We start from the raw sequence: 24,080 nt of genomic DNA, 5'->3' as shown, positions 1-24,080 counted from the left end.
AGGATGCTCCGGTCAGTGCGATTCAGGGGTGAAGGTGGCCAGCGTACCCAGACACCTGAGGCTCACCGATAGCCAATGCGCACCTTTATCGGGAGGCCAATCTTGCGTGGCATTCGAGCGGCCACTGACCTGCATGCAATCTCTTCATTTCTGTTGCTGGCTGGCGGCTTGGATAATGGCCGGCCGTCGTCCCAGGAGCCCGGTATGTCCAACCCCATCAACCTGAGAGGTGCCGCGAACCTGCTGCTGGTGATCCTCCTGGCCCTCAATCTGCGACCGATCCTGACCAGTATCGGGCCTTTGCTCGAACCCATGCGCCACGGCACCGGGCTGGGCTACCAACAAGCGGCCCTGCTCACGGCGCTGCCGGTGTTGTGCATGGGCTTGGTCCCACTGCTGCAACCCTGGCTGCGGCGTTGGCTCAGTGAGCACGGTGCGATGTTGCTGGGGCTGCTGGCCATCGCTGCCGCATGCCTGTGGCGCCTGTACCTGGACAGCGCGTGGGCGCTGGTGGGCAGTGCGCTGATCGCGGGCCTGGGCGTGGCCTTGGTGCAGGGCATGATGCCTGGCCTGGTCAGCCGCTGGTTCGCCAGCCGACTGGCCGTCTGCATGGGCCTGTACTCGGCGGCGTTGATGAGCGGCGGCGGCTTGGCGGCGCTGCTGGGGTTGTATGTCAGCGCGTTGAGCGGACGTTGGCAAACCGGTTTGGGTATCTGGGCGCTGCCTGCACTGTTGGCAGTGCTCGCCTGGTGCTGCCTGCGCCCGCGCCAGGCGCCGCAGACGCTGAACGAAGTCGGCGCAGGGCACTGGTTCGGCAATCGTCGGGCGTGGTTGCTGGCGCTGTACTTCGGTCTGATCAATGGCGGCTATACCAGCATGGTGGCCTGGCTGCCAGCGTTCCATCTGGAACAGGGCGGCTCGGCCCAGGGCGGTGGCGAGCTGGTGGGGGTGATGACGGTATTCCAGGTGCTCGGCGCGTTAGGTCTGCCGCTGCTGCTGCGGCATCTGCCGGACAGAAGACCTGGCCTGTGGCTGGCGCTGATTATTCAACTGCTGGGCTTTGCCGGCCTGTTGCTGGCACCGGGTCAGGCCATGATGGCTTGGGTGGCGATGATCGGCCTGGGCTTGGGCGCGTGCTTCAGCCTGAGTCTGACGCTCACCCTCGAGCATCTGCGTGGCGCGCCCGAAGCGGGGAGTTTGGCGGCATTCGTGCAAGGTGTCGGGTTCATCGTCACGGGCACCGTGCCTTACCTGACCGGTTGGTTACGCGAGGCCACCGGTAGTTTCCAGGCGTCCTGGAGCCTGCTCGCGGTGACGGTGCTGGCGATGTTGCTGGTCACCGCACGCTTCGCACCTGCGGGCTACGCCAGCGCCATGCGGCGTAGCGTTTCAAGCGTGCAGACGGCCACGGTCAACTGAGTGAGTGCAACGCGTCGCGAACCCGGTCCAGCGCCGGGTCGATGTCCAGCCGTTCGATCGCGCCGAATCCCATCAGCAGGCCAGGGCGCACCGGCGTTTCGACGAAGAACGGGGCCAGCGAGTAAAGGCCCACTTCGACCTGACGCGCCAGGCGTACCAGCAGCTCGATGTCCACCCCCGGCGCGGCCAGCGCACTGAGGTGCAAGCCGGCGCTGGCCGGTACCGCACTCAGCCACGGCGCCAGGTCGCCCTCCAGCCGCGCCAGAAGGCGCTCGCGGCGCGCCGTGTACAACGCGTGGCAGCGGCGGATATGGCGGCTGAGGTGGCCTTCGTCGATGAAGCGTGCCAGTGCCCACTGCGTCAGGCTCGGGCTGTGCCAGTCGCTCAGGTGCTTGGCCACGCAGGCGGCGCGCAGCACCGCCGGTGGCAGCACCGCGTAGCCCAAGCGCAGTTCGGGGAGCAGGGTCTTGGAAAAAGTGCCGACGTACGCCACCAGTCCATGCCGATCCAGGCGCTGCAAGGCGTCGCTGTCCGGGCCTTGATAGCGAAACTCGCAATCGTAGTCATCTTCGATCACCAGGGCGCCGAGCTCGGCCGCGCGGGCGAGCAGGGCGTGCCGACGCGTCTGGCTCATCGGCATGCCGAGCGGAAACTGATGCGAGGGCGTGGCATAGATCAGCCGCGTGCCCTCGGCGATCTGTTCCACGCACAGCCCCTCGGCGTCCACCGCCACCGATTGCACCCGCGCGCCCAGGGCTTGGAACAGATGGCGGGCCGGTGGATAGCCGGGATCTTCCATGGCCACGCAGGTGCCGGGTTCGATCAGCACCCGGGCAATCAGGTCCAGCGCCTGCTGAGCACCGTTGCACACCAGGACGTCGGCGGCTGAGCACTGCACCCCGCGTGCGAAGGCAACGTGCTGGGCGATCGCTGCACGCGGCTCGCCCAGGCCCTGGGCCGGCACCTGCCGTTCGCTGTGGTGTTGGCTGCGGCGCAGGGCGTAATGCAGGCAGGCGCGCCACTGATCGAAGGGGAACTGCGCCTTGGCCGACAGGCCGCCGACGAAATCGTAGCGTGACGGCGCTTGCAGCGCCGAGCGCCCCAGCAGGGGGGCGCGTCGATACCAGCGCTCGAGGGTGTCGGCGGCGGCCAGGGTGACCGGTTGCAGTTCACGCTCACGCGACCGCTGGTGTGCGTGGACGAAGGTGCCGCGTCCGACCACGGCGCTGAGCAGGCCATCAGCGCTCAGGCGCGCGTAGGCCTCGGCGACGGTCTTGCGCGAGACCTGCAACTGCTCGGCCAGGAGGCGCGTGGGCGGCAACTGCGTGCCGACGGCCAGGTGTCCACGCTCAATGGCCTCGTGCAATTGCTGGTAGAGCTGATCGGCCAGGCCTTTGCCGCCGATCAGGTGAATGTGCAGTTCCATCTCGTGTTCCGCAATGACGTGACGTGCCCGGGTCGGTCGTTCAGCGCTGGGGGGTGCGAGCGCGAGCCATCGATGGCACGCTTCACCCCCTCAGTGCACCTGTTTGCGTAGGGCCGCGCAGGCCTGTGCTTGCAGTTCGAGCTCGTCCAGCCGCTCGTTACGGGCCCGTTCGGCCTCGATCATCGCGGCGTCACCGTGCTGCTTGAGCAGGTAGGCATGAATTTGCCGCACTTCAAGCGTCTGGTAGATCGTGGCGGTGTCCAGTCGGCCGATCAGCGCGTCGCTGGCTTTGCCGCTGCTGCTCATCAGCACGTGTGCGGCCTGGGCACCGACCACTTGCAAACCCATGGCTTCGAACCAGGGCACCGTATGGGGCAAGGCGCTCATTTCCACGCAGGCGTAGCGACTGCGCAGGTCCGCCAGCAAACCGCGGGCGATGCCCTCGCGGCGATGGCTGGGCACCACCGCCAGGAAGGCCAGGGCGCAGGTGTGTGGGTCATCCTGGGCGGGCAGGGCAAGGGCGAAACCGAGCAGGCGGTCGGGCGCCTCGGCGTCCAACGCCAGGATCAGCTCCACGGCCAGACCGCGCTGACCGTCCAGCGCTTGCAGGTACTGGTGGACCTCCAGGCCCACGCTGTATTGGTACAGCGGATACAGCGGGTTGTCGGCGGCGATGGCGACGCTGCTCAGCGCGCTGGCCTGCTCGATCACCAACTGGCGAATCTGGTTCTGGAAGGATTCGGGCGGCACGCCGTCGAGGCGGCTCAGGATGTACATCGGGGCAAGCTCCAGCGGTTGAAGGCATCCTGCGTCGAGCGACGCGGGATGCACAGTCTAACCGTTTTCGCCGGTAGGGCCTCAGCGCCGCAGGGCGCTGAGCAGCAAGTCCAGGTTCTGTACCGCGGCGCCAGCAGCGCCCTTGCCGAGGTTGTCGAACACGGCGCTGAGCAGGACCTGGCCGTGCTCGGGATTGGCGTACAAGGCCAGGCGCAGGTCGTCGCTGCCGTTGAGGGCCTCAGGGTCCAGTGCCGTGGCCGGTCCTTGCTGATGCAAGGGCATGAGCTGCACGTGACGGGCGCCATGATAGTGCTGGTGCAGGCAGGCTTGCAGGTGCTCTGCGGTGACGCCTGGGCGCAGCAGGCGCAGGTGCAAGGCCGTGGTCAGCACAATGCCCTGGCGGTAGTCGCCGTAGCCCGGCAGGAACAGTGGGCGAGCGCTCAGACCGGCATGGGCCTGGATCTCCGGCACATGCTTGTGGGCCAGTTCGAGGCCGTAGAGTTGCAGTGCCGGCAGGCGGTGCTCGCCGGCGTGTTCGTGGCGCTCGACCGCGCCGCGACCGCCGCCCGAGTAGCCGGAAATCGCGTGGATGGCGAGCGGATAGTCCGCCGGCAGCAGACCGGCTTCGACCAGCGGCCGCAGCAGGGCAATGGCGCCGGTCGGGTAGCAGCCGGGATTGCTGACCCGCATAGCGCAGGTGATGCGCTCGGGCTGCTGGGCGTCCAGCTCGGGCAGCCCGTACACCCACCCCGGCGCGGTACGGTGCGCGGAACTGGCATCGATGACCCGCACCTGCCGATTGCGTAGCGTCGCCACGGCATCGCGGGCCGCGTCGTCAGGCAGGCACAAAATGGCGATGTCGGCGCTGTTGAGGGCCTCGGCCCGGCGCCGAGGGTCTTTGCGCTCGGCGTCAGGCAGGGTCAGCAGGCGCAGGTCGGTGCGTCCCTTCAGCCGGGCATGGATCTGCAGGCCGGTAGTGCCTTGGTCGCCGTCGATGAAAATCAGGGGCTGGTGCATGGTGCAAGGTCCGTTCACGCAAGAGGTGGTGCTATCCTCGCGCCGGTTTGAATAAAAGAAAATTTGAATATCATGAGCATAAAATTCAGTTTTTCTGAATTGAGCTTGTGTGTAACCGGAGTTTTGTTGTGCGAGAAATCAGCCTCGATCGCCTGCGTACCCTGGTGGTGATCGCCGACCTCGGCTCTTTTGCCCAGGCTGCGCGTCAGCTCAACCTGGCGCCGCCGACCATCAGCCTGCATGTGGCCGAACTAGAGGCGCGGGTTGGTGCGCCCTTGTTGACTCGGACCCGCGGCCAGGTGCGCGCCACCGCCGTTGGGCAGACCCTGCTGGAGCGCGCCCGGCGTTTGCTGGCGGACGCCGAGCAGGCCTTGGAAGAGGTGCGTGGGCAGGTGGCCGGGCTGACCGGGCGTGTGCGCTTGGGCGCGTCCACCGGCGCCATCGCTCACCTGCTGCCCAGCGCGCTGGCAGCGCTGCAGCGCGACCACCCTGGCATCGACGTGCAGGTGCAGGTGCTGACCTCCCAGGCCTCGTTGGCCGCGTTGCGCGACGGTCGCCTGGATATCGGCCTGGTGGCCCTGCCGCAGACCGCCAGCAAAGGTGTGAAGTTGATGCCCTGGCGGCGCGACCCGATCCTGGCCTACGTGCCGGCCGACTGGCAGCCCCCGGCGCGGCTGACGCCCACGTGGCTGGCCGCGCGCGCGTTGATTCTCAACGACAGCGGCACCCAATTGTCGCGAGTTACCGCCGAGTGGTTCGCGGCGGCCGGACTCTATCCGCAGGCGCGCATCGAGCTGAACTACAACGATGCGATCAAGAGCCTGGTGGCGGCGGGCTATGGCGCGACCTTGCTGCCTCAGGAAGGCGAAGGCCCCGAGCTGGATCGGCGCATCGTGTGCCGCGCGTTACGGCCGGGCTTGTGGCGGTCGCTGGGCATCGCGTGTCGCGAGGGCGACGGCGATCGGGCTACCGGGCATGTGCTGGCGGCGCTCAAGCACCTGCGCCAGTGACCGGGCCCTGCGGGATGTCCATGCTTCCCAGTGCCGGTCAGGTCACGGATAATCCCCGCCCACTACAACCAGATAGCCTGTGAGTCGGTATGAGTGATCCGCAAGTCAGCCCCGACCAGCCAATGGTCCGGGTGCGCAAGGCGCGCAAGAACAACCCGGAAAAGACCCGCGAGGACATTCTCCAGGCGGCGATCCAAGAGTTCGTCGAGCAGGGCCTCGCCGGGGCGCGGGTCGATGCGATCGCCGATCGTACGGCCACCTCCAAGCGCATGATCTACTACTACTTCGGCAGCAAGGAGCAGTTGTACCTGGAGTGCTTGATCAAGCTTTACGGCGACATTCGCAAGACCGAACACAGCCTGGACCTTGAGTCGCTATCCGCGGAGCAGGCCATCCTCCGTCTGGTGGAGTTCACCTTCGATCACCACGACCTGAACGTGGACTTCGTGCGCATCGTCTGCACCGAAAACATCCACTACGGCGAGTTCGTCAAGCAGGCGCCGGTGATCGGCGAAATGAGCAGCCTGGTGCTCGAGGCGTTGGGGCGGGTGTTGCGCCGGGGCGTGGAGGAGGGCGTGTTTCGCCCCGGTATCGAGGTCATCGACCTGCACATGCTGATGAGTTCGTTCAGTTTCTACCGGGTATCGAACCGGCACACCTTCGGCGAAATCTTCCAGATCGACCTGAGCGATGAAGCCATCAAGGTGCGGCACAAGCAGATGCTCTGCGAGGCCGTACTCAATTACATCCGCGCATGACCGCCCGCTCCCCAGGGTGTCCAGAAAGCACAAGGGCCGCAGAAGCGGCCCCAGTACACCCACTGGCGATCAGCGTCGCAGCAGGCGGTTGACCACCAGCACGATCGCCGCGCCGACTGCCAGGGCGGTCAGCGGCTTTTCCTTGACGAAGTTCGACACGTTGTTCACCGCGTCGCCATAGCTTTTGGTTACTTGACCGACGGCCTGACGCGCATCGCCCTCGGCGGCCAGGTCCGGGTCTTCGAGAAACTCGCCAGCGGCGCTCTGCGCCTTGCCGATTACCTTGTCCGCGACGCCTTCGATCTGTTCACGCTTCATATGGATCAACCCTTCCTGTGAGTGGCCATGGATGTGTCAGAGGTTAGGGAGCCGCGCGCCTGGATTAGTTCAACACTGTTGTCGGCTCACTCGCCCAGGCGTTGCTCGCGCGACGGCGGGTAACCAAAGTAGGCGGCATAGCATTTGCTGAAGTGCGATACCGAGACGAAACCGCAAGCGACCGCCACCTCCATCACCGACAGGTCCGAATACTGCAGCAGGCGCCGGCTCTTGGTAATGCGCAACTCCATATAGTAGCGCCGTGGCGAGGTGCCGAGCTGGGCCTGGAACAGCCGGTCGATCTGGCGCCGCGAGCGACCGCTGTAGGCGGCCAGTTGGTCGAGGCTGAGGGTTTCTTCCAAGTTGTTTTCCATCAGCTCGACAATGGTGCGCAGTTGCAAGCTCATGGATTTCTTCGCGCCGGGCCCGACCTGACGATAGCGAGCGCCGGAGAAGGACAGGATTTCCTCGACGCCTTCGGCCAGCGCATCGCCGTACAAACGGCGTACCAGGCCAAGCATCAGCTCCATCGCGCCGTTGGGGCTGGCGGCGGTGAGGCGGTCGCGGTCGAGGGTAAAGCTGGCCGGGGTGATGCGCGTCTGCGGGCTGCGCTCGGCCAGGCTGGCGCGTTGCTCGGGATGGATGCTGCAGCCGTAATCGCCGAGCACCCCGGCCCGGCCGAGGAACCAGGCGCCATTCCACAAGCCGCCGAGGGCCATGCCGTGGGCGGCGCAATCGGCCAGCAGACGGTCCAGTTCAGGGTACTTGAGCAGGGTGCGCAGACCGCCGCAGATCACCAGCAGGTCGAGTGTCTTCAGGGCAGACGGATCGAGCTCGCTGGCGATCAATTCCAGGCCCAGGTCGCTGAGTACCCGGTCGCCGCTGGACGACAGCGCGGTGAAGGCGAAGCGCTCGGCGCGCAGCAAGTTGGCGGTGACCAGCACGTCCATCGCCACGGTGAAGCTGGCCATGGAGAAGTGCTCGAGCAGGACGAAACCCACGTGGTAGGGCTTCTGCTCGTCGCTGGCGCCGGATTTGAGCCGCAGCATGTTGCTGGTGCTGGTCTTCTTGCTGAACTGGCGGGGCGTTGGCACAGCGGACTCCATGGGCTTCTCTGGCGCAGCGAGTGTGCTACCCGTCGCGCGGAAAGACAATCGTTGAACAGGCCACGGTGCACGCGCAATCGCCTGCGTATCCGACTGAACCCTTGCCGCTTGGCGCGAACCAATACAGTACATGCACACGGGAGAACGCTCATGGAAATCGGAACGATCTGGATCGTCGTCGCGGTGGTGGTGATCCTCCTGCAAGTCTGGGCGATTTGGCACATCATCGGCAGCGACCGACGTGCCGAGCGCAAGATGCTCTGGGTCGTGTTCGTGGTGTGGGCGCCGTTCCCCGGCCTGTTGTTCTGGGCGTGGCGAGGCCCTCGGGCGGTCAAGGGCAAGGCGGTACTCGAAGAGAAGTGAGACGGTGAGAGCGCCTGTCGCACGGACACGCTTGAGCGGCCTGTCTGGCCGATAACCGCACGCTCGTTGCCATTGCCCGTCCCTTGGACGGGCATTGTCTTTCCCTCGGCTCGTGCAACTCTTCTAAACTGCCAGCGTTTGCCACGGCCCGAGATCCGCATGACCACCCGCACCCCGTTGTCTGGCGTCAATCACCCGCTGCATGGCATCGCCCTGGTGGTCGTGGCGACCTTCCTGTTTGCCAGTCACGACGGACTGTCCAAGTACCTGGGCGGTCTCTACCCGATCATCATGGTGGTGTGGGCGCGCTACGTGGTGCACACCTTGCTCATGGCAGGCATCTTCTTGCCTCAGGCGGGGCTGCGCGTGCTGCGCACTCGCCGCCCACTCCTGCAAACCCTGCGTGCCCTGAGCTTGCTCAGTACCAGTCTGCTGTTCACCGCCGGCTTGCAGTACCTGCCACTGGCCGAAGCGACCTCGGTCAACTTTCTGGCTCCGGTACTGGTCACTGCGCTGTCGGCGCCGCTGCTCAAGGAGCGGGTCACGCCTGGTCAATGGCTGGCCGTGGTGCTGGGCTTTATCGGGGTGCTCGTGGTGGTGCATCCGGGCGGCGCGATGTTCACACCGGCCATCCTGTTCCCGTTCGGCTCGGCGTTGGGCTTCTGCTTCTACCAGTTGCTCACCCGTATTCTGGCCGCACACGACAGCCCCACCACCAGCAACTTCTATGCGGGCCTGTGCAACACCCTGATCATGAGCGCACTGGTGCCGTTCTTCTGGCAAACCCCGCAAGCCTCCCATGTGTTGCTGATGCTGGCGCTCGGCGGCTGCGGCATGACCGCGCACCTGTTGCTGACCCAAGCCTTTCGCCACGCCGCCCCTGCGCTGCTGGCGCCGTTCAGCTATTGCCAGATCGTGTTCGCCGGGCTGCTCGGATTGCTGGTATTCGGCCAGGTGCCGGATACCCTCAGCGTGGTCGGTATCGCCATTATTTGCCTCAGCGGCCTGGGGGCGGCGTGGATGCAACGCCGTCGTTAGCGGGCTCAGGGTGCTGAAAGACCCTGGCTATCGCCCCTGAACAGCCACTCTATTAGACCTCTGCCGAAGCTCGGCTAATCTTTCCCCTGGCTTCGCCTCCTGCGTCTGACGCGCGGTGAGCCAGCGTCGGCTCCTGTCCGACCATCACTGATGAGCAGATGGGTCGAGTTCTTGGCTCGGCCCGCGGATCGCCCGGCACAGACCGGAAAAATCTGGATAACCGAACCTGCAAGGTAAGCGCACATGTCGAACGAATCGAAATGCCCCTTCCATCACACGGCCGGGGAGGGCACCAGCAACCGCGACTGGTGGCCCGATCAGTTGAACCTGAGGATCCTGCACCAGCACGGCGACCAGTCCGACCCGATGGACCCGGACTTCGATTACGCCAAGGCCTTCAAGCGCCTGGACTTTCAAGCCTTGAAGCAGGACATCGCGAACCTGATGACCGACTCCCAGGATTGGTGGCCTGCTGACTTCGGTCACTACGGTCCGCTGTTCGTGCGCATGGCCTGGCACAGCGCTGGCACCTACCGCATTGCCGACGGGCGCGGCGGCGCCGGCTCCGGCCAGCAACGTTTCGCCCCGCTCAACAGCTGGCCAGACAACGTCAGCCTGGACAAGGCCCGGCGCCTGCTCTGGCCGATCAAGCAGAAATACGGCAGCAACATCTCCTGGGCCGACCTGATCGTGCTCACTGGCAATGTGGCGCTGGAGTCCATGGGCTTCAAGACCTTCGGCTTCTCCGGTGGCCGCGCCGATGTCTGGGAGCCGGACGAAGACGTGTACTGGGGCTCGGAAAAGGTCTGGCTTGGTGGCGACACCCGTTATGGCAAGGCCCAGGCGCCGGGGCAGGGTGATCTGGTGGCCGAGCCTGCCAAGCACGGTGAGGAGCAGAGCCGCACCGAGCCGGGCGCACGCAATCTGGAGAACCCGCTGGCCGCCGTGCAGATGGGCCTGATCTACGTCAACCCTGAAGGCCCCGAAGGTCATCCCGACCCCGTCGCCTCGGGCAAGGACATCCGCGAAACCTTCGGCCGCATGGCCATGAACGATGAAGAGACGGTTGCCCTGATCGCCGGCGGCCACGCCTTCGGCAAAACCCACGGCGCAGGTCCGGCGGACCACGTAGGCGCTGAACCCGAAGCTGCCGGGCTGGAGCAGCAGGGCCTGGGCTGGGCCAGCACCTTCGGCAGCGGCAAGGGTGGCGACGCCATCACCAGCGGCCTGGAGGTGACCTGGACTTCGACCCCGACCCGCTGGAGCAACGAATACCTGAACAACCTGTTCGACTTCGAGTGGGAACTGACCAAGAGTCCGGCCGGCGCTCACCAATGGCGACCCAAGGACGGCAAAGGCGCCAACACCGTGCCTGATGCGCACGATCCGAGCAAGCGCCATGCGCCGATGATGCTTACTTCCGACCTGGCGCTGCGCTTCGACCCGATCTATGCCCCCATCGCCCGCCGTTTCAAGGATCACCCGGAGCAGTTGGCCGATGCCTTCGCCCGTGCCTGGTACAAGCTGATCCACCGTGACATGGGACCGCTGGCACGTTACCTGGGGCCGGAAAATCCGCAGGAGGAATTGATCTGGCAAGACCCGATCCCCGCAGTCGACCATCCGCTGGTGGGCGAGCAGGACATTGCCGACCTGAAGGCCAAGGTGCTGGCCTCAGGCTTGAGTGTGGGCGAACTGGTGGCCACCGCTTGGGCATCGGCTTCGACCTTCCGCGGTTCGGACAAGCGCGGCGGCGCCAACGGCGGCCGACTGCGTCTCGAGCCGCAACGCTCATGGGCCGCTAATCAGCCTGAGCAGTTGGATAAAGTGCTCAAGGCGCTTGAGAAGATCCAAGACGAGTTCAGCGCCACTGGCAAACGCGTCTCCCTGGCGGATCTGATCGTATTGGCCGGCTGCGCGGCGGTCGAGAAAGCCGCCAAGGACGGCGGCCATCCCATCCATGTACCGTTCCGTCCCGGTCGCACCGATGCCGCTCAGGCACAGACCGATGTCGAGTCCTTCGCCGTGCTCGAACCGCTCGCCGATGGCCTGCGCAACTTCAGCAAGGCCCGCTACAGCGTCAAGGCCGAGCGACTGTTGCTGGACAAGGCGCAACTGCTGACCCTCAGCGCCCCGGAACTGACTGTGTTGGTCGGCGGCCTGCGGGTGCTTGGCGCCAACCACGGCGGCAGTCAGCATGGCGTGTTCACTGACAAGCCGGGCACTCTCAGCAACGACTTCTTCCGCAACCTGCTGGACATGGGCACGCAGTGGAAGCCGACCTCAGGCGACAACGAGACCTTCGAGGGCCGTGATCGCAAGACCGGGCAGGTGAAATGGACCGGTACGCGGGTAGATCTGGTGTTCGGCTCCCACGCCCAGCTGCGGGCGCTGAGCGAGGTCTACGGCAGCGATGATGGCAGGGACAAGTTCGTCAAGGACTTCGTCGCGGCTTGGGTCAAGGTCATGGAACTGGACCGTTTCGACCTGAAATAGCGGTACTGTCCGGGGTCGCTGCAACGGCCCCGGCAATCCGATGAGATGGCACTCTGCAATCGCGGTGGAAGCGCTTACAATCGCCGCGTTTGCTCCCCATCACAGGCTCGCTGGTTCATGACGCTCGACCCTCCCACCCTCCTGGCGCTCAGTGTCGCCCTAGCGGCCGCGGCTGCGCTTTACCTGGCAATCGAATGGCGCAGCGTACGTGAGTCGTCGTTGCTGTACTGGAGTGCAGGTTTCGCCACCATCATGATCGGCTGCGTGCTGGCGCTGTTGCGCATGAACGGTTATTTGCTGGTCGGCATCTGGTTCGCCAACGGTCTGTTGATCTTCGCGCATTTCTGCTTTCTGCTGGGCGTCGCCCGTTTTACCGAGGTGCGACTGTCACGGGCCTGGTTGCTGATCGTCCCGCTGTGGGCCGGCATGCTGTTGCTGCCAGAAGGGCCGGCGTGGTCGAAGATCATGCTGGGTGTGCAATCGCTGCTGGTGGCCGGGGTTTCGCTGCGCGCCAGTTTCCTGCTGCGCCCCCATGGCGTGTCGCTGAGCGTGGGTGCCGTTCAACTGCGCTACATCCTGCTGGGTCATGGCCTGTTCTATGTGGCCAAGGCTGCGACTGCAGTGGTTCCCGGGACGCTGATCGATCTGGCCGCGTTTCGTGGCGAAATCATCCAGATCTCGCTGATCGAAGGGGCCATGGCGATCATGCTGATTGCGCTGTCGATGACCGGCACCGAGCGCTACCGTCGCGAGGAGCGCATTGCATTGCTGGCGGCGCGTGATCCGTTGACGGCACTGTTCAATCGCCGCGCCCTGGAAATGCGCGCACCGAGGCTGTTGCAGGCGACCAGTGGCGAGCGACCGAGTGCTGCGCTATTGATCGACATCGACCATTTCAAACTGGTCAACGACTTGTACGGACACACCGCCGGTGATCGCCTGCTGGTGGCCTTGAGCGAAACCATCCAGGGGCTGTTGCCGCCCCATGCGCTGGCCGCACGTCTGGGTGGTGACGAATTCATCATCCTGCTGGGCAACGCCAGGCGCGACGAAGTCCAGGTGTTGGGGGCGCTGCTGCGCGAGCGCTTCCAGCACATCACGGCACAGTCTTTCGCCACGCCGATGGCGGTCACCCTGAGCATTGGCGCTCACCTGTTCGATCAGCCGCCAGCGAGCCTGGCGGCGTTGATCGAACAGGGGGACGCGGTGCTCTACCAGTCCAAGCGCGGTGGGCGCGACTGTCTGCGCGTGGTGGATGCCACGGCCGCAGTCGGATAGGACCGTCGCTGCGTCACTCGTCCTGCTTGGGCTGCACCACGATGGCCAATGCGTCCGGTTCGGCGCGGGTTTTCCAGCGGGCTTTCTCGGTCCAGTTGGCGGTGTCGATCACCGCCACCTCGTCACCGCCGCTGATGGCCACGTACACCTGTTTGCCGTCAGGGGAGACCACCGCGCCGATGGGCAGCGCCTCTTCGCCCAGTAGCGTGCGTCGGTACTCAGCGCCTTCTCGCGCCAGACCGATGCGCTTGATCTCTTTCTTGGCGGCCACGTCGATGACCGCCAGTTCCGCCGACTTGGCGCAGGTCACCAGCGCGTACTTGCCGTCGGGCGTCATGGCCACGCGGATGGGGAACAGCCCGGTACGGATGCGATCGGTGACTTCCCGGCGCTGCGGATCGACGATGACCACCTCGTTGCCGCCGCGGTTGCTGACCCACACCTGCTTGCCATCCGGGGTCACCGCCACGCCTTCGCTGCCGTTGCCGGTGGGAATGTCATAGAGTTTTTTCTTGTGCAGCAGGTCCACCACCGACAACTGACCGCCGTCGACATGGGTGACGTAGGCGCGCTCGGCGCCGGGCGCCAGGGCGACCATGTGCGGTTTGCCGCCGCCGATGTCGATGCGGTCGGTGACCTGGCCCTGGACCAGGTCGACGACCAGCAGGCGGTCGCTGTCCTCGGTGGTCACCACCACCCGCTGGCTGTCGGGCAGGAAGCGAATGCCGTGCGGACGCGAATCCTGGCCCAGGTCGATGGTGCGCACCACGCTGCGGGTCGGCCAGTCGATCACGCTCAGGGTGTTGTTGGCGGTGCCTTGAACACCATAGTTGCCAGCAACGGCCAACAGGTTGTTGCCCGAGACCACGACTTCGTGCGGGCCGGTGCCGACTTTCAGCGTCACCAGCTCCTCGCCGGTGCGCGTGTCGAGCGCCGACACGCTGGCGTCGGCCTTGTTGCCGACCAGGAGCACGTCATCGGCGTGCACCAGTGCGCTGCCGGTCAGCAGGGCGCCGGCCAGCACGATGTGGCGCAGTGCGTTGGGCAGGGGAGCAAATGGGTAGGGCATGTCCGTCTCCTTCTGGGATGATTTCCATGTGCATGCCCAAGGTGTGACCGACGCGCCGCTCGCCGAGTTCGTTCGGATGCCGGGCGCTTGCGCTTCAGCGTTTGTGGGGGGAGGGCAGGATACGGTTGAGCACGGTACTGCCGTCGTTGCTGCGGGTGAGATAGATCGGCAGGACCTTGGGCAGGTTGTCGACCAACTGGCGAACATCGCGGGTGTCGTAGATGCCGCTGATACGAATGCTGCCGACGTTGTTGTCGGCCAGCATCAGCGGCTTGTCCAGGTAGCGGTTGATCACCGGCAGCGCCTGGGACAGGCTGAGGTTGTCCAGCACCATGCGCCCGCTGCGCCAGGCCAGGCTGTTGGCGTAGTCGTCGCTCTGAGCCAACTGCGGCTCGAAATCGCCGGTGCGGTAGCTGGCCTGCATGCCTGGGCCGAGGCGATAGCCGCCATCGCTGCCATCGCTGGAGACCAGCACCGAGCCTTCGACCAGTGTCACCTTGACCTGGTCCTGGTACTTCCACACGTTGAATTGCGTACCTGTCACGCGGATCTGGCCACGTCCGGCATGCACGATGAAGGGGTGCTGGCTGTCGTGGCTGACGTCGAAAAAGGCTTCGCCCTTGACCAGATCGACCCGACGCCGATCCTTGAAGTTGAGAAAGCGCATCTCGCTGTGCAGGTTGAGTTCGACGTTGCTGCCATCGGCCAGTTGCACGGCGCGCACCTGATCGCTGCTGTCGAAATGCTGATAGCGGTTGGGCAGCCAGCCTAGTTCCCAGCCGATCCAGGCCGCCAGGGGCAGCGCGAGCACGCTGATCATCGCTGCCGAAGCCGCAGGGCGCCATGCGCGGCGGCGCACACGGCCAGCGGGGGCTTGGCGGGTGGTAGCGGGTGGGCGGGGCAGCAAGTCAGCGGTTTGCCAGATTTCCAGCATCGCCTGGTATTCCTCGGCGTGCTGCGGATCGGCGGCCAACCACTGCGCGAAGGCCTCACGCTCGGCGTCCGAGCAATCCTCGGCGTGCAGGCGCATGCACCACTGCGCGGCGGCATCGGTGACGGCATCGGCGTCGGTTGATGTGAGGCGGTCCTGATTCATCGTGGCTCCCGGTTTTGCGCATTCTACCGTCAGCGCTGCATGGCGAGAACCGAGATAATGGCGAATACCTATCAGTTGCGCGTTTTTTGATGGGTTTTGCAGCGTTATCGTGTCGGCGGACACATGAATAAGATTTTAGGTAGGAAGCTAATAAAGTTTTTGACATTTACTGCCTAGGCAGTAATATTTTCTAACATTATTGCGATGTCGAGCGATTCCGATGGCCCATTTCACCCCGGAGAACTTCCAGACCTGCGCCATCGGCATGCTGCTGGGCCGCGCCGCGCTGTTGAAGGACCGTATTCTCGATTGGCACCTGGAAGGTGACGGCGTGACCGCGGCCCAGTTCAAAGTGCTGATCATCATCACCCAGTACCACGTGGATACGCCGGCCGACCTGTGCCGCTATCTGGGTCTGGACAGCGGCTCGATGACTCGCATGCTCGATCGTCTGGAGCACAAAGGCTTGCTGCTGCGTACGCGCTGCCCGCAAGACCGGCGCCAGGTGCGCCTGGCCTTGACGGCAGACGGTCAGCGTCTGGCCGATCGCTTGCCGGAGATCGGTGCCATGGCCATGAACGAGCTGGTCGGCGCGCTCGAACCTACCGAGCTGAAGTCGCTCGAGACCCTGCTGGCCAAGCTGCTTCTGGCTGCCGGCGACCCCCTGACGATCGCTCGCTTCGGCGATCGCACCCCTGATCCGACTTGATTCGAAGGTAACGTCATGGCCACTCCCTCCGATGCACCCGCCCCCGCACAAGAGCCGGGCGCCAATCGCAAGCGCAAGACCTGGCTACTGGCCCTGCTGCTGCTGGTGGTCCTCGCCGGTGCTGCCGCCTGGGCCTGGTACGCCCTGGTCGGGCGCTGGCACGAGAGCACCGACGATGCCTACGTCAACGGCAACGTGGTGGAGATCACGCCACTGATTACCGGCACCGTCATCAGCATCGGTGCCGATGATGGCGACCTGGTCCAGGCCGGGCAGGTGCTGCTGCGTTTCGATCCGAGCGATGGGGAGGTGGCATTGCAGGCCAGCGAGGCCAAGCTGGCGCACACCGTACGCCAGGTGCGCGGGCTGTACAGCAACGTCGATGCGCTCAAGGCGCAGATGCAGGCGCGCCAGGCCGAATTGAAGAAAGCGCGGGAGAATTACAACCGCCGCAAGGTGCTTGCCGACAGCGGGGCGATTTCCGCCGAAGAGCTGTCGCACTCGCGCGATGACCTGTCCAGTGCGCAAAGCGCCCTGGACAGCGCGCGCCAGCAACTCAACACCAGCACGGCGCTGGTCGATGACACCGTGGTCGCTTCGCACCCGGATGTGCTTGCTGCCGCTTCGGACTTGCGTCAGGCCTATCTGGACAATGCCCGTACCACGCTGGTGGCGCCGGTCACCGGCTACGTCGCCAAGCGTACCGTGCAGCTTGGCCAGCGCCTGCAGCCGGGCACCGCGACCATGGCGGTGATCCCGCTGAATCAGGTGTGGATCGACGCCAACTTCAAGGAAACCCAACTGCGGGATATGCGCATCGGTCAGCCGGTGGAAGTCACTGCCGACCTCTACGGCAGCGACGTCATCTACCGCGGCACCGTCGACAGCCTCGGCGCCGGTACCGGCAGCGCGTTCGCTTTGCTGCCTGCACAGAACGCCACCGGCAACTGGATCAAGATCGTCCAGCGGGTACCCGTGCGCGTGCACCTGGACCCAGAACAGCTCAAGACGCACCCGCTGCGTATCGGCTTGTCGACCGTGGTCGAGGTCGACCTGCACGACCAGAGCGGTCCGACCCTGGCCCAGCAACCGCCGCAGCAGGCCAGCTATGCCACCGAAGTGTACGACCGCCAACTGGCCGAGGCCGACCGCCTGATCGCCAAGCTGATTCATGACAACAGCGCCGCCAGCGGCAAGACGGCGTCGCAATGAGCAACGGCGCCCCCGCTCAGTTCACCCCGCCGAGTCTGCTGCTGACGACCATCGGGTTGTCGCTGGCGACGTTCATGCAGGTGCTGGATACCACCATCGCCAACGTGGCGCTGCCGACCATTTCCGGCAACCTGGGGGTGAGCTACGAGCAGGGCACCTGGGTCATCACTTCATTCGCGGTGAGCAATGCTATCGCCTTGCCGCTGACCGGCTGGCTGAGCCGACGCTTCGGTGAGGTCAAGCTGTTCATCTGGGCCACGCTGCTGTTCGTGCTGGCCTCGTTCCTGTGCGGTATCGCGCAATCCATGCCGGAACTGGTGGGCTTTCGCGTCCTGCAGGGGGTGGTCGCCGGGCCGCTGTACCCGATGACCCAGACGTTGCTGATCGCGGTCTACCCGCCTGCCAAGCGCGGCATGGCCTTGGCGCTGCTGGCGATGGTCACGGTGGTGGCGCCGATTGCCGGACCGATTCTCGGCGGATGGATCACCGACAGCTACAGTTGGCCCTGGATCTTCTTCATCAACGTGCCCATCGGCCTGTTCGCCGCTGCGGTGGTGCGCCAGCAGATGAGCGCGCGGCCGGTGACCACCAGTCGTCAGCCCATGGACTACGTCGGGCTGCTGACGCTGATCGTTGGCGTGGGTGCCTTGCAGGTGGTGCTCGACAAGGGCAATGACCTGGACTGGTTCGAGTCATCGTTCATCGTTGCCGGGAGCCTCATCTCGGCGGTGTTCCTGGCCGTGTTCGTGATCTGGGAACTGACCGATCGTCATCCGGTGGTCAATCTGCGCTTGTTCGTGCACCGCAATTTCCGCATCGGCACCTTGGTGCTCGTCGGTGGCTACTCGGGGTTCTTCGGCATCAACCTGATCCTGCCCCAGTGGCTGCAGACGCAGATGGGCTACACCGCGACCTGGGCCGGCCTGGCAGTCGCGCCCATCGGTCTGCTGCCGGTGATCATGTCGCCCTTCGTCGGCAAATACGCCCATCGCTTCGACCTGCGCCTACTGGCCGGTCTGGCGTTCCTGGCGATCGGCGCCAGTTGCTACATGCGCGCCGGTTTCACCAGCGAAGTGGATTTCCTGCACATCGCCCTGGTGCAGTTGTTCATGGGGATTGGCGTCGCACTGTTCTTCATGCCCACCTTGAGCATTCTGCTCTCGGACCTGCCTCCCCAGCAGATCGCCGACGGTTCTGGCCTGGCGACGTTCCTGCGCACCCTGGGCGGCAGCTTCGCCGCATCGCTGACCACCTGGATCTGGATTCGTCGGGCCGATCAGCACCATGCTTACCTGAGCGAGCACATCAGCCAATACGACCCGGCGACCCGGCACACGTTGGCTCAGCTGGGCGGGGCGAGCCCGCAGAGCTATGCGCAGCTCGAGCAGATCCTCAACAGTCAAGCCTACATGATGTCCACGGTGGACTATTTCACCTTGCTCACCTGGGTCTTCGGCGCCTTGATCCTGCTCGTGTGGCTGGCCAAGCCGCCGTTCACGGCCAAGGCGGGGCCAGCCTCGGCAGGTCATTGAAGCGAGATTTCAGCAGGCCGGGCGTTCACTGCCGACGCAGCGGCTTGTGCGTTTCAAGACACCTTCAGTGCTTCGAGCATTGACGTCGTCCGGCCTACCAACGCCTCGACATTGACCGGCCGGTTGAGCACCTCAACGTGCGTATCGCCGTGCAGGTCGACGGCTTCACCCGGCTCGGCCAGAACCAGCACCTTGAGTGCCGGATTCACCTGCCGCGCTGCCTGGAGCAAGCGCAAGCCGGTTTCATGGCGTAGCACGCGTGCGTCGCAAATCAGCAGGTTCGGTCGCAGCCCTTGCTGCACGGCGCACAACGCTTCGTTGCCCGAGAGGCTGGTGTGAACTCTGTGGCCCGCGTCCTCCAGGTACTCCTGCATCACCAGGCGCATTGCCGGTTGATCCTCGATCAGCAACACGGTGCGTTGAGGTGTCGAGTGGTGGCGTGGCAGATAGAGGTGCACGGTCGTGCCCTGTCCCGGCGTGCTTTGAATCTGCATCTGCCCGCCTGACTGGCGCACGAAGCCGTACACCATCGAAAGCCCCAGGCCCGTGCCCTGTCCCAGTGGCTTGGTGGTGAAGAACGGATCGATGGCTCGCTCGGCCACCTCCTGCGTCATGCCCTCGCCCTGGTCGGCCACGGCCAGGTGCAGGTACTCGCCCGGTGCAGCGTCCAGGCCTGCGGCGAGCTGCGGATCCATGTCGATGTTTTCGCACTGAATGGACACGGCGCCGCCCTCGGGCATGGCATCGCGGGCATTCAGGCACAGGTTGAGCAGGGCGCTTTCCAGTTGCGGGGGGTCGACGCAGGTCAGCCACAGGTCAGGCTGGGTGCGGTCGATCAGTTGCACGCGGCCGCCGACCGAGCTCTTGATCAGCGGCATCAACCCGCTGACCAGGTGTTGGATATGGATGGCTTGGGGTTGCAAGGTCTGCTGGCGTGAAAAGGCCAGCAAGCGCTGCACCAGCGAGGCCGCGCGGCCAGTGTCTTGTTGCACGCTGTCGAGCAACTGCGCGGCATCGTCCGCGCGCGATTCGCGCAGGCGTTGCCGGGCCAGCTCCAGTGCACCTTGTATGCTGCCCAACAGGTTGTTGAAGTCATGAGCGATACCGCCGGTGAGCTGACCGACCGCTTCCATCTTCTGCGACTGACGCAGGGCCTGCTCGGCCTCGCGCAGCCGCTCCTGTTCGTTGACCCGTTCGGTGATGTTATAGGCGAACAGATAAGCGCCGATGATCTGCTGCTCATCGTTGCGCAGGCAGCTCATGCGCAATTCATAGTGGCGCAGGAGGGGCCCATCACCAATGCTGATGACGTGAACCACGGATTCCCCGCTCAGGGCCCGGCGCCACAGCGGCAGCATCAGCTTGCTGGCCTCTGGCAGAGGGGCGAGGGCCTGTTCCAGCGTCTCGCCGATCTGCGGGACGTAGTGATGCTCGCGCTGGAACGTGGCCCGCGCGGTCCGGTTGATGGCGCGCAGAATCAGGTTGTTGTCCATCACCAGCACGTTGGCCAGGCTGCTGTCGAGCACATCGCCGAACAGTTTGCGCTCGGCCTGGGCCGCATCGATGCGTTGTTCGAGCAGCTCATAACGGCTGAGCAGCAAGTCGCTGGACGACTGATCGCGAAAGATCACGCCCAGGCGACGCTTGCTCGTCGGCTCCAATCGATAGACGGAAACGGCCAGCAGTCGACGGGCTTCCTTGAGTTCGTGAACGAAGGTACTGCTGACTCCAGTACGTTGTACCTCGGCGAAGCGTTCGATCCACACCTCGGCCTCATCGGGGATGAGCTCGCGAACGGTTACGCCCAGGTGGCGGTGATAACCCGCGTGGCGCACGCTGGCGGCATTCAGGTAGAGGTGCCGATAGTCGCTGAGTGGGCCGCGTGGGGTGTCGATCATTTCGACAATGCAGAACCCCTCGTTCATCTGCTGACAGAGCAGCTCGAAGCACTGCTCCTTCATGCCTTCCTCGAGCATGGCCGCGCGCGCCTGCTGGCGGTGCCACGCCAGCGTATAGGGATCAGGTGGATGTGCGGGCAGGGTGGACATGGCGTCAGTTCTCCAGGCGGCGAGTCCTCACTATAGACGCTGATCGCTGCCGCCCTGGTGCTGCACTCAGAACGAGCTGACGATGCGCCCCAGGGTCTGCATCGCCTGTTCGCAGGTGGTGTCCCAAGGCGAGCCGTAGTTCAGCCTTATGCAGTTGCCGAAGCGCCGCGTCGGCGAGAAGATCGGCCCTGGCGCGATGCTGATGCCTTGGGCCAGGGCCATGTGGAACAGCTTGAGCGCATCCATTCGCTCAGGCAGTTCGAGCCACAGGAAATAGCCGCCGGACGGTTGGCTGACGCGGGTCTGGGCCGGGAAATGTCGAGCGATAGCCGCCAGCATGCTGGACTGCTGGCCCTCCAGGGCGTAGCGCAACTTGCGCAGGTGACGGTCGTAGCCGCCATGCTGCAGGTAGTCGGCGATGGCGGCCTGTGCGGGCATCGAGGCGCACAGCGAGGTCATCAACTTGAGCCGTTCGATCTTCTGCGCGTAACGCCCGGCAGCGACCCAGCCAACCCGGTAGCCGGGCGCCAGGCTCTTGGAAAACGATCCGCAGTGCATTACCAGACCGTCGCGGTCAAAGGCCTTGGCGGGCTTGGGGGCCTGGCGTGCGTAATACAACTCGGCATAGACATCGTCTTCGATCAACGGCACCTGATGCCGGTGCAGCAGGTCCACCAGTGCCTGTTTCTTGGCCTCGGGCATGCTCGCGCCGACCGGGTTCTGGAAGGTGGTCATCGACCACACGGCCTTGATCGGGTGTTTCTCCAGGGTCTGCGCCAATACGTCCAGGTCCATACCTTCACGTGGGTGCACCGGGATTTCCACCGCCTTGAGCTTCAGACGTTCGAGCACCTGCAGGCAGACATAGAACGCGGGCGCCTCGATGGCGACCAGGTCGCCCGGCTCGGTGACCGCTTGCAGGCACAGATTGAGCGCTTCGAGCGCCCCGTTGGTGATCAGCAACTCCTCCATTGGCAGCATCAGCCCGGCGACCATGTAGCGCAGGGCGATCTGACGGCGCAGTTGCGGATTGCCCGGCGACAGGTCGGTGACCACGACGCGCGGATCCATGGCCCGACTGGCGCTGGCCAGCGAGCGCGACAGGCGTTGCAGTGGAAACAGCGTCGGGCTGGGGAAGGCCGAGCCGAAGGGCACGGTGTGCGGGTCCTTGATCGAGTCGAGGATCGAAAACACCAGGTCGCTGACGTCGACGTCGGTGGACTCGCTGACCGGCGCCTGCGCCTGCGGCTCGCTGAACTGACGGGGCGCATGGGCATTGACGAAATAGCCCGAACGCGGTCGGGCGCGTATCAGCCCGCGGCGTTCCAGCAGGTAGTAGGCCTGAAACACGGTGGATGGGCTGACCCCGTGGGTCTGGCTGGCATAGCGCACCGAAGGCACGCGCTGGCCAGGGCCAAGCACCCCGGAGCGGATCAATTCAGCGATGTCGTCGGCAAAGCGTTCGTAGCGTTTCATCGTTCTTGGACTTCTGGCTGGGCACGCAAGGTGGGCGGCAGTGTAAGGGATCAGCGGTTCAGGGGCGCGACGAATCGGCTGCGCGCGCGGCTGTACACCTGCGGCTGGTCGAGGTCCTGCACTTCGAAGGTGAGGTCCACCGAACTGCTGGCAGGTCGCTCGGCCAGCATCGCCACGGACACCGGCAATTCGCTCATCTCCCCGGCGGCAATGGACAGCTCGCGTTTGCCCTGCAGGACGAAACCGTCGGCATCGACCAGGCTCAGCGCGTAACGCTGCGGTTGCTGGGTTTTGTTGATGATCTTGAGCAGGTAGATGTTCTCGATCTGGCCTTGGGCGTTCTCGCGGAACAATCCGCGGTCCTTGATCACGTCCATGGACACCATCGGCCGCATCTGCAGCGCGATCACCAGTGCGCCGATCATCACCACCAGGGCCGTGGCGTAGCCTAGCAGGCGCGGACGCAGCCAGTGGGTGGTGCCACCCTGCAGGCTGTGCTCGGACTTGTAGCCGATCAGGCCGCGCCGGTAACCCATTTTGTCCATGACCGTGTCGCACGCGTCGATGCAGGCCGCGCAGCCGATGCAGGCCATCTGCAAACCGTCGCGGATGTCGATGCCGGTGGGGCAGACCTGCACGCACAAGGTGCAATCGATGCAGTCGCCCAATTGCTGCGCGCGCGGGTCGCTGCCTTTTCTGCGTGGGCCGCGCGATTCGCCGCGACGCGGGTCGTAGGCCACGGCCAGGGTATCCTTGTCGAGCATCACGCTCTGGAAACGCGCATACGGGCACATGTGCATACATACCGCTTCGCGCAGCCAACCGGCATTGAGGTAGGTGGCAGCGGTGAAGAACAGGATCCAGAACAGTGCGATACCCCCCAGCTCGAAGCTCAACAGCTCACTGGCCAGTGCCCGGATGGGTGTGAAGTAGCCAACGAAGGTCAGGCCGGTTATCACCCCGATCGCCAGCCACAGGCCGTGCTTGGAAGCACGGCGAGCCAGTTTGTTGAGGCTCCAGGGTGCGGCGGCCAGGCGGATGCGCTGGTTGCGGTCGCCTTCGGTAACTTTCTCGCACCACATGAACAGCCAGGTCCAGACGCTCTGCGGGCAGCTGTAACCGCACCAGACCCGTCCAGCGAATACGGTGATGGCGAACAGGCCGAAGGCGCAAATGATCAGCAGCGCAGAGAGCAGGATGAAGTCCTGCGGCCAGAACGTGGCGCCGAAGATGTGGAACTTGCTCTCGGCCAAGTCCCACAGCACGGCCTGGCGCCCGTTCCAGTTCAGCCAGGCGGTACCGAAGAACAGCGCGAACAGCAGGCCGGCGAAACCGATGCGCACGTTGCGGTATACGCCTTTGAAGCTGCGGGTCTGGATCTGCCCGTCAGCGTTCTGTCGTGCTGGCGTGGCGGCGGGTTCGATGTGGATGACTCGGAAGGGCACTCTCTCGCTCATGGTGGTTCGCTCATCAGGCCTCTATCAGGCCCGGGCACTATGGCCCCCGATCTGTTTTCAGCACAGGCTCAGGTCGGGTGATAAAAACCATATCAGAATGCGCTGTAACCCACTCGAACCCTTAGATTATCGAGCCTGGGCCACTGTTCTTCAGATGTCTGCGACTATCCACCGCACCCGCCACGGTGAGCGCATCGGCCTCGGCTTCGGTGATCGGGAAGCGTTCGCCGGCGAGAATGGCCACCGACATGCGCAGGTGCGCGTCGGTGACGATCTCGACCTCGTGGCCCAGGCCTTCGATGGTGACGGTGTCACCGGACAAGGTGCAGCGCTTGTGGTCGTCGATGTGTACGGGCATGGCCTTTCTCTCCTGTGGTTTGAGTCTTCGACCTTGTGGGTGGCGAGGTTTCTGCATCGCCGTCGCACTCCTGGCAGGGTGTGCGGTCCACCTTCCATGAAGCCTTCTGAGGACTGT

The 24,080-nt window shown here is 64.8% G+C and carries 21 protein-coding genes; 10 read left to right on the top strand and 11 right to left on the bottom strand.

The window, feature by feature from the left end; genetic code table 11:
* Nucleotides 1-222 precede the first annotated feature (222 nt).
* On the top strand, nt 223-1,419 hold the full coding sequence (locus tag ACK2SD_RS14750; RefSeq protein WP_412462322.1) for a cyanate transporter: 1,197 nt from the start codon (nt 223-225) through the stop codon (nt 1,417-1,419).
* Here ACK2SD_RS14750 and ACK2SD_RS14745 read toward each other — a convergent pair.
* From ACK2SD_RS14745 to argC, 3 genes are all read right to left on the bottom strand, one after another.
* Nucleotides 1,412-2,845, bottom strand: a complete 1,434-nt coding sequence (locus ACK2SD_RS14745; protein WP_412460151.1) for a PLP-dependent aminotransferase family protein — start codon at nt 2,843-2,845, stop codon at nt 1,412-1,414. The genes ACK2SD_RS14750 and ACK2SD_RS14745 overlap by 8 nt on opposite strands.
* 90 nt (nt 2,846-2,935) lie before the next feature.
* On the bottom strand, nt 2,936-3,622 hold the full coding sequence (locus ACK2SD_RS14740; RefSeq protein ID WP_039577147.1) for a GNAT family N-acetyltransferase: 687 nt from the start codon (nt 3,620-3,622) through the stop codon (nt 2,936-2,938).
* An 81-nt stretch (nt 3,623-3,703) separates the two neighbouring features.
* Nucleotides 3,704-4,639: an N-acetyl-gamma-glutamyl-phosphate reductase gene (gene argC, locus ACK2SD_RS14735; protein WP_412460150.1), complete on the bottom strand. Its 936-nt coding sequence runs from the start codon at nt 4,637-4,639 to the stop codon at nt 3,704-3,706.
* 128 nt (nt 4,640-4,767) lie between these two features.
* Between argC and ACK2SD_RS14730 the strand changes: the two genes are divergently transcribed.
* Together ACK2SD_RS14730 and ACK2SD_RS14725 are read left to right on the top strand one after the other, a co-directional pair.
* Complete coding sequence (locus tag ACK2SD_RS14730; protein WP_295488151.1) at nt 4,768-5,649, top strand: LysR family transcriptional regulator; 882 nt, start codon at nt 4,768-4,770, stop codon at nt 5,647-5,649.
* An 89-nt stretch (nt 5,650-5,738) separates the two neighbouring features.
* Nucleotides 5,739-6,407, top strand: a complete 669-nt coding sequence (locus tag ACK2SD_RS14725; RefSeq protein ID WP_295488153.1) for a TetR/AcrR family transcriptional regulator — start codon at nt 5,739-5,741, stop codon at nt 6,405-6,407.
* Between the two features lie 69 nt (nt 6,408-6,476).
* Here the strand turns inward: ACK2SD_RS14725 and ACK2SD_RS14720 are convergent, their stop codons facing one another.
* Both ACK2SD_RS14720 and ACK2SD_RS14715 read right to left on the bottom strand, forming a co-directional pair.
* Entirely contained in the window at nt 6,477-6,725 is a 249-nt protein-coding gene (locus ACK2SD_RS14720) for a CsbD family protein (protein WP_029613276.1), read from the bottom strand.
* 86 nt (nt 6,726-6,811) lie between these two features.
* A complete protein-coding gene (locus tag ACK2SD_RS14715) occupies nt 6,812-7,819 on the bottom strand; it encodes a GlxA family transcriptional regulator (protein ID WP_295488156.1) in 1,008 nt (335 codons plus the stop codon).
* Between the two features lie 162 nt (nt 7,820-7,981).
* Between ACK2SD_RS14715 and ACK2SD_RS14710 the strand changes: the two genes are divergently transcribed.
* The 4 genes from ACK2SD_RS14710 to ACK2SD_RS14695 all read left to right on the top strand — a co-directional run bounded on the left by ACK2SD_RS14710 (nt 7,982) and on the right by ACK2SD_RS14695 (nt 13,006).
* Nucleotides 7,982-8,194, top strand: coding sequence for a PLD nuclease N-terminal domain-containing protein (locus tag ACK2SD_RS14710; protein WP_039577161.1), 213 nt, complete (start codon nt 7,982-7,984; stop codon nt 8,192-8,194).
* A gap of 159 nt (nt 8,195-8,353) precedes the next feature.
* Nucleotides 8,354-9,232, top strand: a complete 879-nt coding sequence (locus ACK2SD_RS14705) for a DMT family transporter (RefSeq protein WP_295488159.1) — start codon at nt 8,354-8,356, stop codon at nt 9,230-9,232.
* 243 nt (nt 9,233-9,475) lie between these two features.
* Nucleotides 9,476-11,728, top strand: a complete 2,253-nt coding sequence (gene katG / locus ACK2SD_RS14700) for a catalase/peroxidase HPI (RefSeq protein WP_412460149.1) — start codon at nt 9,476-9,478, stop codon at nt 11,726-11,728.
* Nucleotides 11,729-11,845: 117 nt separating this feature from the next.
* Nucleotides 11,846-13,006 (top strand): GGDEF domain-containing protein, encoded by a 1,161-nt coding sequence (locus ACK2SD_RS14695; protein ID WP_412460148.1) that lies wholly within the window; start codon nt 11,846-11,848, stop codon nt 13,004-13,006.
* 13 nt (nt 13,007-13,019) lie between these two features.
* On the opposite strand, the gene ACK2SD_RS14690 is transcribed toward ACK2SD_RS14695, so the two are convergent.
* On the bottom strand, nt 13,020-14,075 hold the full coding sequence (locus ACK2SD_RS14690; protein WP_412460147.1) for a cytochrome D1 domain-containing protein: 1,056 nt from the start codon (nt 14,073-14,075) through the stop codon (nt 13,020-13,022).
* 94 nt (nt 14,076-14,169) lie between these two features.
* Nucleotides 14,170-15,171, bottom strand: a complete 1,002-nt coding sequence (locus ACK2SD_RS14685; RefSeq protein WP_412460146.1) for a FecR family protein — start codon at nt 15,169-15,171, stop codon at nt 14,170-14,172.
* Nucleotides 15,172-15,391: 220 nt separating this feature from the next.
* Between ACK2SD_RS14685 and ACK2SD_RS14680 the strand changes: the two genes are divergently transcribed.
* Genes ACK2SD_RS14680 through ACK2SD_RS14670 form a run of 3 tightly spaced genes read left to right on the top strand, consistent with a single transcriptional unit; the run spans nt 15,392 to nt 18,624 of the window.
* The gene (locus tag ACK2SD_RS14680) at nt 15,392-15,880 is read left to right on the top strand and encodes a MarR family winged helix-turn-helix transcriptional regulator (protein ID WP_029613284.1); all 489 of its coding nucleotides are present in this window, start codon (nt 15,392-15,394) and stop codon (nt 15,878-15,880) included.
* Between the two features lie 15 nt (nt 15,881-15,895).
* Nucleotides 15,896-17,092, top strand: a complete 1,197-nt coding sequence (locus ACK2SD_RS14675) for an HlyD family efflux transporter periplasmic adaptor subunit (RefSeq protein ID WP_029613285.1) — start codon at nt 15,896-15,898, stop codon at nt 17,090-17,092.
* Entirely contained in the window at nt 17,089-18,624 is a 1,536-nt protein-coding gene (locus ACK2SD_RS14670) for a DHA2 family efflux MFS transporter permease subunit (RefSeq protein ID WP_412460145.1), read from the top strand. Before ACK2SD_RS14675 ends, ACK2SD_RS14670 begins: the two co-directional genes overlap by 4 nt.
* Before the next feature lie 53 nt (nt 18,625-18,677).
* Here the strand turns inward: ACK2SD_RS14670 and ACK2SD_RS14665 are convergent, their stop codons facing one another.
* From ACK2SD_RS14665 to ACK2SD_RS14650, 4 genes are all read right to left on the bottom strand, one after another.
* The gene (locus ACK2SD_RS14665) at nt 18,678-20,672 is read right to left on the bottom strand and encodes an ATP-binding protein (RefSeq protein ID WP_412460144.1); all 1,995 of its coding nucleotides are present in this window, start codon (nt 20,670-20,672) and stop codon (nt 18,678-18,680) included.
* 66 nt (nt 20,673-20,738) lie between these two features.
* The gene (mapR, locus tag ACK2SD_RS14660; protein ID WP_412460143.1) at nt 20,739-22,148 is read right to left on the bottom strand and encodes a GntR family transcriptional regulator MpaR; all 1,410 of its coding nucleotides are present in this window, start codon (nt 22,146-22,148) and stop codon (nt 20,739-20,741) included.
* Between the two features lie 50 nt (nt 22,149-22,198).
* Nucleotides 22,199-23,605 carry a cytochrome c oxidase accessory protein CcoG gene (gene ccoG, locus ACK2SD_RS14655; RefSeq protein ID WP_412460142.1) on the bottom strand — a complete coding sequence of 469 codons (1,407 nt, stop codon included), beginning with the start codon at nt 23,603-23,605 and terminating at the stop codon, nt 22,199-22,201.
* Between the two features lie 121 nt (nt 23,606-23,726).
* Nucleotides 23,727-23,963: a DUF3203 family protein gene (locus tag ACK2SD_RS14650; RefSeq protein ID WP_029613288.1), complete on the bottom strand. Its 237-nt coding sequence runs from the start codon at nt 23,961-23,963 to the stop codon at nt 23,727-23,729.
* Between the last annotated feature and the right edge of the window lie 117 nt (nt 23,964-24,080).

The sequence above is a fragment of the Pseudomonas sp. SC11 genome (assembly GCF_047039205.1).
Taxonomy (GTDB): Bacteria; Pseudomonadota; Gammaproteobacteria; order Pseudomonadales; family Pseudomonadaceae; genus Aquipseudomonas; species Aquipseudomonas boreofloridensis.
This window is presented reverse-complemented; position numbering and strand designations above follow the sequence as displayed.